Source organism: Pseudoduganella lurida, assembly GCF_007830455.1.
GTDB lineage: Bacteria > Pseudomonadota > Gammaproteobacteria > Burkholderiales > Burkholderiaceae_D > Rugamonas > Rugamonas lurida.
The window spans coordinates 267,502-279,841 of sequence record NZ_VLLB01000006.1 but is presented as its reverse complement, the minus strand read 5'-3'; the positions used below and the strand labels follow the sequence as shown (position 1 = coordinate 279,841).

Genomic DNA, 12,340 nt, shown 5'->3' with positions numbered 1-12,340 from the left:
GGGGAACGGCGGCCGGAGGCGGGCGCGGCGGGCTTCGGCTTGAAAGGTGGTCAAGAGTAGCAAGCGCAACAGTAGCTGGCAAGGCCAGGGCCGGGCGGGCGCAAAAAGTGACGGGGTTTGTTATATAGTGCAACCCATGAGACCGGAATTCCCGAAACTCGATAACGCCCTGCAGGAGCAGCTCCTGGCGGTGACGCGTTGCGGCCTGACCGCCAAGGAGGCAACGGGCTTTTTCCGGCTGGCGCTGGGCCTGTGCTATCTGGCCACGCTGATGACGAAGGAAACCCTGGATTTCAAGAAGCTGGACAAGGAATTCAACCGCTTCATCTACCGCTCGATCGGGCCCGGCCACAGCATCACCAGCATCCTGCAATGGATGAGCGGCGAGGGCGTCGTGCAGGTGCTCGACTCGAAGCGCTTCCTGCGCGCGTTCACCGAGAATTGCCCGCACATTCCGCCCGAATCGATCCCGTTCCTGCTCGGCCTGAACCTGGGCGTGGCGAAGGATTTTTCCGGCCTGGACGTGCGCGGTCCCGTGGCCGACTGGATCGAGAAGCAGCGCATCCTGCGCGAGGGCGAGTAAGGCCGGCTGGGACGATTTGTCCCGGCCATCGTGCGGCGGAGAACCGCATGCCACGCTTATAATCGGTCATCGCTACCAGCAGGACAGGACCGCCATGAGCTCGAAATTCCACTTCCACAATCCGCTCGACCGCTTCATCTGCAGCACCGACAAGGCGCTGCGCGTGCTGGCCGGCGTGGCCTCCGCCTCGCGTCCCACGCCCGCCACCCACGTCGACGACACGCACATGACGGACGAAGACCGCAAGCACAGCGCGGGCCTGATCCGCGTCGATCACGTGGGCGAGGTGATGGCGCAGGCCCTGTACAACTCGCAGGCCCGCTTCGCGAAAAGCGACAAGCTGCGCGAGAAATTCGAGGAAGCGAGCCGCGAGGAGGAGGACCACCTGGCGTGGACGGCGCAGCGCCTGAAGGAGCTGAACTCGCAGGCCAGCGTGCTGGCGCCGCTGTTCTATGCCGGCGCCTATGCGCTCGGTACAGTCGCCGCCAAGATGGGCGATGCGCACAGCCTGGGCTTCGTCGTCGAGACCGAACGCCAGGTGGAGAAGCACCTGGACAGCCACCTGGAAAGCCTGCCCGCCAATGACGGCAAGTCGCGCGCCATCGTGGCGCAGATGCGCCTGGACGAAATCGCCCACGGCAAGGCTGCGCAGGACCTGGGTGCCGCCGACACGCCGCTGCCCATCAAGGTGGCGATGCAGGCCATGTCGAAGCTGATGACGGGCACGACCTACTACATTTGAGCGCATCTGTTAGTTGGCGCTCGTGGCGCCGCGCCCTCCCGGAAGTATAGTGTGGCCAAAAGTTCACGGAGAATACTATGCGTTGGGACGGCAACAGGGAAAGCGATAACGTCGAAGACCGCCGCGGTGATGGCGGTGGGGGCGGTGGTGGCGGATTCAGTTTCGGCGGCGGCTCGCTGAGCATCGGCGGCGTGGTCATCGCGCTGATCGCCTCGTTCATCTTCGGCATCAATCCATTGACGCTGCTGAGCGGCATGAGCGGCGGCGGCCAGGTGCAGCAACAGCAGACGCCGGCGCACGAGACGCCGGCCGACGACCGGGAAGCGAAGTTCATGCGCACGGTGCTGGGCGACACGGAAGACACGTGGGCCGGCCTGTTCAAGGCCCAGGGCGAAACGTATCAACCGCCGAAACTCGTGCTGTTCACCGGCCGCGTGCAGACCGGCTGCGGCGCCGGCCAGTCCGCCACCGGTCCGTTCTACTGCCCGGCGGACCGCAAGGTGTACATCGACCTCGATTTCTACCGCCTGATGCAGCAGCGCTTCCACGTTTCCGGCGAGTTCGCGCAGGCTTACGTGATCGCGCACGAAGTGGGCCACCACGTGCAGAACCTGATGGGTCTTTCCGACCAGGTGCACCGCGCCCAGCAGCAGGCCAGCGAGAAGGAAGGCAATGCGCTGTCCGTGAAGCTGGAACTGCAGGCCGACTGCTATGCCGGCGTGTGGGCCTTCCACGCCAACCAGGCGCGCCAGATCCTCGAGCAGGGCGACGTGGAGACGGCGCTGTCCGCCGCCACGGCGATCGGCGACGACGCGCTGCAGCGCCAGTCGCAAGGCCAGGTGGTGCCGGATTCGTTCACGCACGGCAGCTCCGCACAGCGCGTGCGCTGGTTCAAGCGGGGCCTGGAGACCGGCGAAGTGGCACAGTGCGATACGTTCCAGGCGCGGCAGCTGTAATCCGCTCCGGATTTACCGCAGCTCTTCGAACTGCCCGCCGTTGATGCGGTAGTAGTGCGGGCCGGCGCCACCTTCCTCGTTGCGCTGGCCGTGCACGATCAGCAGGGCGCTGTCGCGCCGGAACTCGAGCGGTTCTGAAATAGCCAGATCCCAGCAGCAGATCGTGAACGGGAGCCAGGTGACGGCTCCCGTTTGCTTGTCCAGCGCCGCCGTCAGCACGCAGGAGGCGCCGCAGCCGATTGTCGTCAGCACGAAGCGGCCAGCGAAATTCACCGGCATTTGCAAGGCTGCGCGTAACGCGCTTCGGTATTGGCGGTCCTGTGCCGTAACAAGTCGCAAGGACGCAGGCTGCTTCAGGGCCGGGATGAATGCGGGGAATGCGTCAAACGCTGGCGTGGTGTCGTTCGCCCTGCCTTGGGCAAGGCAAAGTCCTAGCCCGATGGCGAAAAGGCTGCGTGCTATCGCGCTCATCGTCAACGGGCGTCTGCATCGTCAGGCTTCGACGATCTCGAACGAATGCGTGATCTCGGCCGTCTTCGCCAGCATGATGCTGGCCGAGCAGTACTTGTCGTGCGACAGGCTGACGGCGCGTTCGACGGTTTCCTTTTTCAGGTCCTTGCCGGTGACGGTGAAATGGAAGTGGATCTTCGTGAAGACCTTCGGATCGACATCGGCACGTTCCGCTTGCAGCGTGACGTCGCAGCCGCGCACATCCGCACGGCCGCGTTTCAGGATCAGCACCACGTCGTAGGCCGTGCAGCCGCCGGTGCCCAGCAGGACCATCTCCATCGGGCGCGGGGCCAGGTTATGGCCGCCGCCATCGGGCGCGCCGTCCATCGACACCATGTGGCCCGAGCCCGTTTGCGCACGAAAACTCATGCCCGACGGGCCGTTCCAGCTGACTTTTACTTCCATGTTCTTCTCCGAATAGTTTGCAGTCGATTGACTGGCATTGTAAGGCAGGCGGCGTGTTCACGCGCCCGGCTACTGCCCGCAAAAAGCTGGGGTCAGACCCGCGGTGGCGGCGCGAACCAGGCTTGCCGCCGTGGGCGCTATGGGGCAGACCCCCGGCCGTTCCACGGCTCCAGGGGATTGCCAGCGCTCCTACACGCCCACCAGATACCGCTCGCTGCGCATGCGCCACACGGTGAACGCCACGCACAGGAGGGCCAGTACCAGGCTGCTCCCGAAAGTGAGGGCGAACGGCAGCGCGCCCAGCGCCTGGCCCTTCGCCAGTTCGCGCAGCAGCGTCTGGTGCGACAGCAGCGGCACCAGGTACATCCAGTTGGCGGTCGCGAGATCGAGCATCGGCACCACGATCACGGGCACCATCGGCACCAGGATCGCGAAGCTGACGGTGGTCTGCGCTTCCTTGAACGACTTCGCATTGATCGCCAGCGCGATCTCCATCGCGGCGGCAAACAGCGGCAGGGAGAGCGACGTGAGGCACACCCACGCAAGGTCGCTCCACGCCAGGCGCCACGACAGGCCGATCTCTTCCAGCGGCAGCCATTTCAGGATCGCGTGCGCCAGGCACAGTTCCACCGTCAGGCCCACGAGGGCGAGCAGCGACGCGGCGAACCACTTGCCGGCCACCAGGTCGAAGGTGCGCGCGGGCTGCGCCAGCAGCACTTCCAGCGAGCGCCGTTCCCGTTCGCCGGCCGTGCTGTCGACGGCGCTGGAGAGCGCAAAGAAGAACGCCGGCACGAAGAACATGCCCAGCATCGTGCCGATCATCGTGGCCGAGCGCGAGGCGCTGGTGCCCGTGTCGTACTTCTGCAGCCGGACGGGGAACAGCGTGGCCGGCGAGACGCCATGCGCCAGCAGCCGTGCGCTGGCGATCGCATTGCCGTAGTGTTCCACGACGCCGATCACGTCATTGAGCTTGCGACGGTTGCTGGAGGCCGAGTCGTACCACAGCTCCAGCCGTGCCGGACGCATGTTGCGGTAGTCGTCGCCGTACGAGGGCGGCACCCGCAGCACGGCCGCCACTTTCTGACCGCGCAGCAGGGTGGTGATGGCATCCTCCGTCATTGCGCCGGCCTCGGTCACGTTGACATTGCGCTGCTTGAGCTGCGCCATCAGCGTGGGTGCGCCCGCGGCGCCAATCACGGTCAGCTCGATGCCTTCCTTCTCCGGCTCGGTGGCGCGGCCGATCTGCTGGTGCAGCACGCCGCCCACGATCAGCGGATACATCAGCACGAACAGCAGCAGCATCGACAGGGCGCGGCGGTCCCGCAGCGTCTCGCGCAGTTCCTTGAACATCACCACCAGGTACAGGGGCCTCATGCCGAGATCCCTTCATCGGTGCCCACCAGTTTCACGAACGCGTCTTCCAGGCTGGCGATGCCGGTGCGTTCGCACAGCGACTGCGGCGTGCCCTGCGCCACCGTGACGCCGTTGGCGATCACGATCACGTCGTCGCAGGAGTTGGTCACCTCCTGCATCACGTGGGTGGCCATGATCACGCAGCAGCCATCGGCACGCAGGGCGGCGAGGGCGCGGCGCAGGGCGCGGGTGCTCATCACATCCAGGCCGCGGCTCGGTTCGTCGAGCAGCAGGTTGCGGGGGCGGTGCAGCAGCGTGCGCGCCAGGGCCACCTTGATGCGTTGGCCCTGCGAGAAGCCTTTCGAGCGGCGTTCCAGGATGTCTTCCAGTGATAGCAATGTCGTTACCTCGTCGATGCGCCGTTCGAGGTCGGGGCGCGCCATGCCATTGAGTTCGCCGAAGTAGCGCAGGTACTCGCGCGTGGACAGTCTTTCATAGAGCCCGAACTGGTCGGTCAGGAAGCCGATGCTGCGGCGGACCGCGAGCGGGTCGCTGCCGGGGTCGATGCCGTCGACCCGGATCGTGCCGGCATCCCGGTGCAGCAGGCCGACCAGCATCCGTAGCAGCGTCGTCTTGCCGGCGCCGTTCGGTCCCAGCAGGGCAGTGACCTGGCCATCGCGCGCGGTGAAGCTGGCGCCGGCCAGGGCCTGCACCTTGCCGAAGTGTTTCGTCACATCGTGGACTTCGATCATTGCGGGTATCCGAATCGTTCAGGGTTGCGGGCCGGCGGCATCCAGCTGGAAGGTGGGGGCGGGAATCTCGTCCAGGCAGACCGCGGCCACCGGCGTGGCGGGGCTGTCGAGGAACTCGCGCATCAGCCGCGGGATGCAGCCGAGCGGCGAGACGATGTGGCCGCCGTTCTTCACCACCAGGTGCTGCGCTGCGGGCATCCACTGCGCGGCGGCCGCGGCGCGGCGGGGCGGCGTGACGGGATCCTGCGCGCCGGACAGCAGCAGCGCCGGCGCGGCGATGCGCGTGGCGGCCGGCCAGGCGACCGGTTTCACGTTGACGGCAGGGCAGAGCGCCGCCAGCTGCGTCACCTGCGGCGCACCGAGGAAGGAACCTCGCGTGTCATCTGCCACCAGCTGCGGCGTCAGGCGCGGGAAGTCCTCGGCGCAGACGACGGCCAGGTACAGCGGCCCGGCCATCGCGCCGTCGGCCGACAGGTCGGTGTCACGGTTGCTGCGCGCGACGAAGGGCTCCCAACGGCCGTTGTAGGCGCTGTGGATCAGGAAGGGCAGTGAACGCGCGTCGGCCTGCGCATACAGAACCCGGTGCACGGTGGCGACGAAGCGGCGCAGGCTGATCGTCACGGGCCGTACTGCGGCCGTACGCGGATCGGCCATGTCGATTTTGATGGGGCCTTTGGCAAGCTGGCTGGCAAGGGACGCGAACTCGCTGCGCAGGGCCGGGAAGGTGCGTGCACAGGCGGCTTCCTTCTCGCACTGCGCGAACGTGGTCTCCAGGGCGGCCTGGGCATCGCGGCCGCCGGCGGGAATCACCTGGTCCGGTGCGGCCACGCCGTCGAGCACGAGGGCACGCACACTGGCCGGATACAGCCGCGCGTAATGCTGGGCGAGGCGGGTGCCGTACGAGCCGCCCCACAGGTTGATCTGCCTGTAGCCCAGCGCCTGGCGCACGCGTTCGATGTCGCGCGCCGCCGCGTCGGTGGTGTAGCTGCCGTAGGGGGCGGCAAGCGAACGCACGCAGCGCAGGGCATCGGCATCGGCCTGCTCTTCCGTCATCGTGTCGATGTCCGGCGGCGTTTTGCAGTCGAGCTTGCCGGACAGGCCGGTGCCGCGCTGGTCGATCAGCACGATGTCGCGGGTGGCACGCACGCGGCGGAAGGCGGCCTGCACGACGGGCAGGATGTCGCTGCCGGCCTGGCCCGGGCCGCCGGCCAGCACGAACAGCGGGTCGGGACGGGCCGATTCACGGAAGGCCGCGGCAACCGTGGCGTGGACGGTGATGGTCTTGCCCGGCGTGCCGTAATCGAGCGGCACCGGGACGGTCACGCAGCGCAGCGCTTCCTCGCTGCCGGGCAGGTGGCAGGTGCGGCCCGGCGGGGCGGCGGCAGCCAGGCCGCCGAGCAGCAGCAGGGATAAAGCGGTGCAGCGGACGTTCACTGGGGCCTCTCGACGATCGCGGTGGGCCAGTCTAGCGTGACATTGCATACGGAGCAACACACGCAGCAACGGCTTGACCCGGCTTCGAAGGCTGCGCTATAATCGCCGGCTTTCCGTTCGCTCAGGAAAAGTCAACAACAAGGCTGCGTCCGTCGATGTCAATGGCGGAACCACCATTTGAGCGTTTATACATTCTTCATTAGGAAGTCAAACATGAAAACTTTTTCCGCTAAGGGCCATGAAGTCCAGCGCGACTGGTTCGTGATTGACGCGACGGACAAAGTCCTCGGCCGTGTTGCCAGCGAAGTGGCACGCCGACTGCGCGGCAAGCACAAGCCAGAATTTACCCCTCACGTCGACACGGGCGATTTCATCGTCGTCATCAATGCAGGCAAACTGCGCGTGACCGGTACCAAAGCCACCGAGAAGACGTACTACCGTCACTCCGGCTACCCGGGCGGTATCTACGAAACGAACTTCCTGAAAATGCAACAGCGCTTCCCGGGCCGTGCCCTGGAAAAGGCCGTCAAAGGCATGCTGCCAAAGGGCCCGCTGGGCTACGCAATGATCAAGAAGCTGAAAGTGTACGCCGAAGGTTCGCACCCGCACGCTGCCCAGCAACCCAAAGCACTCGAATTCTAAGGAACTGACATGATCGGTAACTACAACTACGGCACCGGCCGTCGCAAGAGTGCAGTGGCTCGCGTGTTCATCAAGGTCGGCACCGGCCAGATCATCGTGAACGGCAAGCCTGCGTCGGAATACTTCTCCCGCGAAACCGGCCTGATGGTGATCCGTCAGCCGCTGGAACTGACCGGCAACGTCGAGCGTTTCGACATCAAGGTCAACGTGCATGGCGGCGGCGAGTCCGGCCAGGCAGGTGCAGTGCGCCACGGTATCACCCGCGCCCTGATCGACTACGATGCAGCCCTGAAGCCAGACCTGGCACGCGCCGGTTTCGTGACGCGCGATGCACGTGAAGTCGAGCGTAAGAAAGTCGGCCTGCGCAAAGCACGCCGCGCCAAGCAGTTCTCGAAGCGTTAATTCGTTTCCGTGTGCAGCGCCCCGTGCGCTGCCACCACAAAAAAGCCACCGCTGCAAAGCCGGTGGCTTTTTTTATGGCTGGATCGATTCGATCGCCGGACAGCTTGCCCTGCAGGTGAGGTGCCGCGTAGACTGGACCGAATTCTTCTACCAGGAGGACGCAGCGATGACGAAGTACCTGATCTCCTTCCCGGCATCCGCAATGGATGTCGCCGCCGAAGACCTGCCTGCCGTTGGCGACGCGGCCCGTGCGGTGATCCGCGAGGCGAAGGCTGCCGGCGTGTATGTATTCGCCGGCGGTATCAACACGGATGCCGCGCCGCTGCTGGTTGCCGCTGGCGGCACTGCCACGCACGGAACCTATCCGCAGACCAGGGAATTCGATGGCGGCTTCTGCGTGCTCGAGCTGCCGTCGCGCGAGGCCGCCGTCGAATGGGCGGCGAGGATTGCCACCGCCTGCCGCTGCGCGCAGGAGCTCCGCGAGTTCGCTTACGACCCCGAGAGCTGACCCGACAGGATCGGGCCGCCGCAGTTGGGTCGCTAGCTGCCTCGTTTCAACTGACCGATGACGCTGGCCACCTTGGTGGTGATGATATCGACCGCCGGATCATTCGCGCCATGCGGCAGGATGACGTCCGCATGCCGCTTGGTCGGCTCGATGAACTGCTTGTGCATCGGCCGCACCGTTTCCATGTACTGGTTGACGATGCTTTCCACCGAGCGCCCGCGCTCGTTGATGTCGCGCTGCATGCGGCGGATGAAGCGCACGTCCGAGGCGGTGTCGACGAAGATCTTCAGCGACATCATGTCGCGCAGGTCCGCGTCGTACAGGGCGAACAGGCCTTCGATCACGATCACCGGCGCGGGCTTGACGGGGATGGTCTTGTTGGAGCGGTTGTCGATCGTGAAGTCATACTCCGGCATCGCGATCGCCTGGCCGTTGCGCAGGGCCTGCACGTGCTGGACCAGCAGCGGCCAGTCGAAGGCATTCGGATGGTCGTAGTTCTGCTGGCGGCGCACTTCCGGCGTGAGCTCGGACTGGTCGTTGTAGTAGTCGTCCTGCATCACGACGGACACCATGTCGGTGCCGAACGAGGCCAGCACCTGCTGCGAGACGGTGGACTTGCCGCTGCCGCTGCCGCCGGCGACGCCGATGATGAAGGGGCGATAGGAGGTAAGGGAAATCTGATTCATCCCCGCATGATACCGGAGCGGCGGCCGGCCTGTGCTCAACCGGCCAGCCGCGCCTCGTGCAGGCGGTGCAGCGTGATCTTGCGCACTTCGGTCTTGCTCTGCTGGATGTGAGCACGCAGCAGCATCGCCGACTCGGCGAATTTCCGGCGCAGCAGCAGGCCCACGATCTTGCCGTGTTCCTCGTAGGTGGCGTCCACGCGCTGTTCCTGGGTGAAGTCGAGGCGGCGGATGATGCGCAGCTTGTCCGTCAGCTCGGCGTGCACGCGGCTCATTTCCGGGTTGCCCGCGGCAGCCACCAGGCTCGCGTGGAAGCGTTCGTCGAGCTGCGCGACGATCTTGCCATCCTGCTCCCGCTCGGCCACGGGCGCAAGCCAGATGCGCTCCAGTTCCAGCAGCTCGGCCGGATGCTCGGCTGCCTGGCAGATGCGCTCCAGCGCGGCCGTTTCCAGCACGATGCGCAGGTCGTACAGATTGTCGAAGTGCCCGAAGTCGAGCGCGCGCACCTGCCAGCCGCGCCGGTAGGCCACGTCCAGGTAGCCTTCGCGCTGCAGCCGGAACAGCGCGTCGCGCAGCGGCGTGCGCGACACCTCGCAGCGCTCCGCCATCTCGGTTTCCGTGAAACGGTCGCCCGGCAGCAGGCGGAACTCGAAGATGTCTTCCTTCAGGCGGCAGTACACCTGTTCGGCAAGCGGGTTGGCGGGGGCCTGGGGCATCGGGGCGGTCCGTAACGGAGAGGTAACTGAAGGGTAACCGGAGGTCACGGTATACTGACATGGGCCGCGACGATCCGCCAGCCCTCCGGAAAGCGCACCCAGGTCTGCATCTGCCGGCCGATGCGCGGCGTGTCGGGTGCGCTGAACTCGATGCTGACGGTGCCCATGTCTGCGCCGAAGGTGGTCGTCACGCGCCGGGTGATGCGCCGTTCGGGGTGCACCGGCGTCCACTGCCGCTGGCGGTGCGCACGAATGTCCGCCGCGCCATACAGGTTCTCGACCACGCCGTAGCGCACAGTGGCGGGCGACTCCCAGAAATAACGGTCGAGCGCGGCGAGGTCGTTGCGCAGCAGCGCCGCTTCGTAGTCGTCGAAAAGCCTGTCGATCTCGGCGACGACGGCCGCCTTGTTGATGTCCATATCGTTCCTTTACGTTGCGGCGCGCACCAGCGCAGCAAGCGGCGCGGTCCAGCCCACGATGCCGCCCTGGGCATAAATCATCGCCAGCGTCGCCTCCTTGAAGTGGCTGAAATAGCTGGCGGTGGCGTCCTCCACCAGCAGGCATTCGTAGCCCCGGTCGTTCGCTTCGCGCATCGACGTCTGCACGCAGACTTCCGTCGTCACGCCGGCAAACACCAGGTGCGTGATGCCGCTTTCCTGTAGCAGTTCGTGCAGGCCGGTGGCGTAGAACGCACCCTTGCCGGGTTTGTCGATAACGATCTCGCCGTCGACCGTTGCCACCTCGGGCAGGATCTGGTTGCCCGGCTCGCCCCGCACCAGGATGCGGCCCATCGGACCGGTATCGCCGATGCCGAGCACTGGATTGCCGCGTGCACGCTTGGCCGGCGGACAGTCGGATAAATCGGGCAGATGCGATTCGCGCGTGTGCACCACCAGCATGCCGTTCTCGCGCGCGAAGGCCAGCAGTGCGGCGACAGTGGGCACGATGGCGGCCAGCGGCGTGACGTCATTGCCCAGCGCCTCGCCGAAGCCGCCCGGTTCGACGAAGTCGCGCTGCATGTCGATGACGACCAGCGCGGTGGACGATAGCGCGAAGCGGTAAGGGTAGGGCAGCGCTTCGACGGTCAGATGCTTCATGCGGCTTTCTCCAGCGGGTGCGCTGCGCCGTGGCTGGCCATATGGCGCCCCAGCACGGCGCGGTCGGCATCGCGCGCCGCGCATTCGTACACGATGCGGCCCTCGGCGATCACCACCAGGCGGTCCGACAGTTCGATCAGTTCATCCAGGTCCTCGCTCACCAGCAGCACGGCCGCGCCGTGTTCGCGCGTGGCGACGATGCGCGCGTGGATGTCGGCCACCGCCTTGAAGTCGAGGCCGAAGACGGGATTGGCGGCGATCAGCACATCCGCCCCGGTGGCCAGCTCGCGGGCCAGCACGGCACGCTGCACATTGCCGCCGGAGAGCGTGCCGATCGGCCGCTGCGGCAGCGGCGGCCTGACGTTGAAGGCGGCGATCAGCTGGCGGGCCCGCGCCATCATGCCGGCGCGGTCGACGAGCCAGCGGCGGCGGCCGCGCCCGGCATCGAAATCGAAGTCGCGCAGCGCCATGTTCTCCGCCACGCTCATGCCGGCGATGCACGCGTTGTGCAGCGGCTCCTCGGGCAGTGCGAACACGCGCCGCGCGCGGATTTCCGCACGGGTGCCGCGATACGGCATGCCGTTGACGGACACGGTGCCGCCACTCGGCGCGCGCTGGCCCAGCAGCGCTTCCACCAGCTCCTTCTGGCCATTGCCGGAGATGCCGGCGATGCCCACGATCTCGCCCCTGCGGATCTGCAGCGACACGTTCGAGACCGCCGCCTCGCCACGGTCGCCCTGCACCGACAGGTCATCAACGTGCAGGCCCACCGGCGCCTCCGCCGGGACCGGCGTGCGCGGCGCCGGTACGGCAGCGATGCGCGCTTCGCCCATCATCCACGAGGCCAGCAGGTCGGGCGTGGTGTCGGCCACCAGCGCATCGCCGACCTGCCTGCCCTTGCGCAGGACGGTGACCGCATCGGCAAACGCGCTCACTTCATGGAATTTATGGGTGATCATCAGCACCGTCAGCTCGCCCTGGTGCGCCAGGTCGCGCACCAGGCCCAGCACTTCCTGCGCTTCCTGCGGCGTCAGCACGGAGGTCGGTTCGTCGAGGATCAGGAAGCGGCGCTTCAGGTACAGCTGCTTGAGGATCTCGAGCTTCTGCTTCTCGCCGGCCGCCAGGCTGCCGCACAGGCGGTCGAGCGGCAGGCGGAAGGGCATCGAGTCCATGAACGCCGTCAGTTCGGCCCGTTCCTTCTTCCAGCCGATGCGCCATGGCAGCCGGCCGCGCGCAAGCAGCAGGTTTTCCGCCACCGTCATGCCCGGCGCCAGCGTGAAGTGCTGATACACCATGCCGATGCCCAGCGCGTGCGCGGTGCGCGGGCTGTCGACGGCGTGTTCGCGGTTGTCCAGCATGACCGCGCCCTGGTCGAGCGGCGCGTAGCCGATCAGCCCTTTCACCAGCGTGCTCTTGCCGGCGCCGTTTTCGCCCAGCAGCGCGTGCACGGTGCCGGCGGCCACCTTGATCGACACGCCGTCCAGCGCGCGGAAGTCGCCGAACGACTTGCCGGCCTCGTAGGTTTCCAGTTTCATGGCGTGCATGGCGCTTCTCCGT

The 12,340-nt window shown here is 66.4% G+C and carries 16 protein-coding genes; 6 read left to right on the top strand and 10 right to left on the bottom strand.

The genetic code is table 11. From position 1 onward, the window contains the following. Positions 1 to 136: 136 nt before the first annotated feature. From IP91_RS18235 to ypfJ, 3 genes are all read left to right on the top strand, one after another. Positions 137 to 583: a hypothetical protein gene (locus IP91_RS18235; protein ID WP_145650519.1), complete on the top strand. Its 447-nt coding sequence runs from the start codon at positions 137 to 139 to the stop codon at positions 581 to 583. Between the two features lie 94 nt (positions 584 to 677). Next, positions 678 to 1,325, top strand: a complete 648-nt coding sequence (gene coq7 / locus IP91_RS18230; RefSeq protein ID WP_145650518.1) for a 2-polyprenyl-3-methyl-6-methoxy-1,4-benzoquinone monooxygenase — start codon at positions 678 to 680, stop codon at positions 1,323 to 1,325. 77 nt (positions 1,326 to 1,402) lie between these two features. After that, complete coding sequence (ypfJ, locus tag IP91_RS18225; protein WP_145650517.1) at positions 1,403 to 2,281, top strand: KPN_02809 family neutral zinc metallopeptidase; 879 nt, start codon at positions 1,403 to 1,405, stop codon at positions 2,279 to 2,281. Between the two features lie 12 nt (positions 2,282 to 2,293). Here the strand turns inward: ypfJ and IP91_RS18220 are convergent, their stop codons facing one another. The 5 genes from IP91_RS18220 to IP91_RS18200 form a co-directional block, all read right to left on the bottom strand. Beyond that, on the bottom strand, positions 2,294 to 2,554 hold the full coding sequence (locus tag IP91_RS18220; RefSeq protein WP_145650516.1) for a hypothetical protein: 261 nt from the start codon (positions 2,552 to 2,554) through the stop codon (positions 2,294 to 2,296). Between the two features lie 219 nt (positions 2,555 to 2,773). Then, positions 2,774 to 3,196: an OsmC family protein gene (locus IP91_RS18215; protein ID WP_145650515.1), complete on the bottom strand. Its 423-nt coding sequence runs from the start codon at positions 3,194 to 3,196 to the stop codon at positions 2,774 to 2,776. A gap of 189 nt (positions 3,197 to 3,385) precedes the next feature. Beyond that, a complete protein-coding gene (locus IP91_RS18210) occupies positions 3,386 to 4,570 on the bottom strand; it encodes an ABC transporter permease (protein ID WP_145650514.1) in 1,185 nt (394 codons plus the stop codon). Continuing rightward, entirely contained in the window at positions 4,567 to 5,301 is a 735-nt protein-coding gene (locus IP91_RS18205; RefSeq protein ID WP_145650513.1) for an ABC transporter ATP-binding protein, read from the bottom strand. Before IP91_RS18205 ends, IP91_RS18210 begins: the two co-directional genes overlap by 4 nt. 18 nt (positions 5,302 to 5,319) lie before the next feature. Then, complete coding sequence (locus IP91_RS18200; protein WP_229474603.1) at positions 5,320 to 6,735, bottom strand: alpha/beta fold hydrolase; 1,416 nt, start codon at positions 6,733 to 6,735, stop codon at positions 5,320 to 5,322. Between the two features lie 213 nt (positions 6,736 to 6,948). Between IP91_RS18200 and rplM the strand changes: the two genes are divergently transcribed. From rplM to IP91_RS18185, 3 genes are all read left to right on the top strand, one after another. Further along, positions 6,949 to 7,377, top strand: coding sequence for a 50S ribosomal protein L13 (gene rplM, locus IP91_RS18195; RefSeq protein ID WP_107140762.1), 429 nt, complete (start codon positions 6,949 to 6,951; stop codon positions 7,375 to 7,377). Between the two features lie 9 nt (positions 7,378 to 7,386). Next, the gene (gene rpsI / locus IP91_RS18190) at positions 7,387 to 7,779 is read left to right on the top strand and encodes a 30S ribosomal protein S9 (RefSeq protein WP_131428569.1); all 393 of its coding nucleotides are present in this window, start codon (positions 7,387 to 7,389) and stop codon (positions 7,777 to 7,779) included. A 166-nt stretch (positions 7,780 to 7,945) separates the two neighbouring features. Beyond that, positions 7,946 to 8,287 (top strand): YciI family protein, encoded by a 342-nt coding sequence (locus IP91_RS18185; protein ID WP_145650511.1) that lies wholly within the window; start codon positions 7,946 to 7,948, stop codon positions 8,285 to 8,287. A 32-nt stretch (positions 8,288 to 8,319) separates the two neighbouring features. Here the strand turns inward: IP91_RS18185 and udk are convergent, their stop codons facing one another. From udk to IP91_RS18160, 5 genes are read right to left on the bottom strand one after another with little or no spacing between them, the layout of a single operon-like run. Continuing rightward, positions 8,320 to 8,973 (bottom strand): uridine kinase, encoded by a 654-nt coding sequence (gene udk / locus IP91_RS18180; protein WP_145650510.1) that lies wholly within the window; start codon positions 8,971 to 8,973, stop codon positions 8,320 to 8,322. A gap of 35 nt (positions 8,974 to 9,008) precedes the next feature. Beyond that, a complete protein-coding gene (locus tag IP91_RS18175; protein WP_145650509.1) occupies positions 9,009 to 9,686 on the bottom strand; it encodes a GntR family transcriptional regulator in 678 nt (225 codons plus the stop codon). A 44-nt stretch (positions 9,687 to 9,730) separates the two neighbouring features. Further along, entirely contained in the window at positions 9,731 to 10,105 is a 375-nt protein-coding gene (gene hpxZ, locus IP91_RS18170) for an oxalurate catabolism protein HpxZ (protein ID WP_145650508.1), read from the bottom strand. A 9-nt stretch (positions 10,106 to 10,114) separates the two neighbouring features. Continuing rightward, positions 10,115 to 10,783 (bottom strand): cysteine hydrolase family protein, encoded by a 669-nt coding sequence (locus IP91_RS18165; protein WP_145650507.1) that lies wholly within the window; start codon positions 10,781 to 10,783, stop codon positions 10,115 to 10,117. Beyond that, a complete protein-coding gene (locus IP91_RS18160) occupies positions 10,780 to 12,327 on the bottom strand; it encodes an ABC transporter ATP-binding protein (RefSeq protein ID WP_145650506.1) in 1,548 nt (515 codons plus the stop codon). The genes IP91_RS18165 and IP91_RS18160 overlap by 4 nt, the downstream gene beginning before the upstream one ends. Between the last annotated feature and the right edge of the window lie 13 nt (positions 12,328 to 12,340).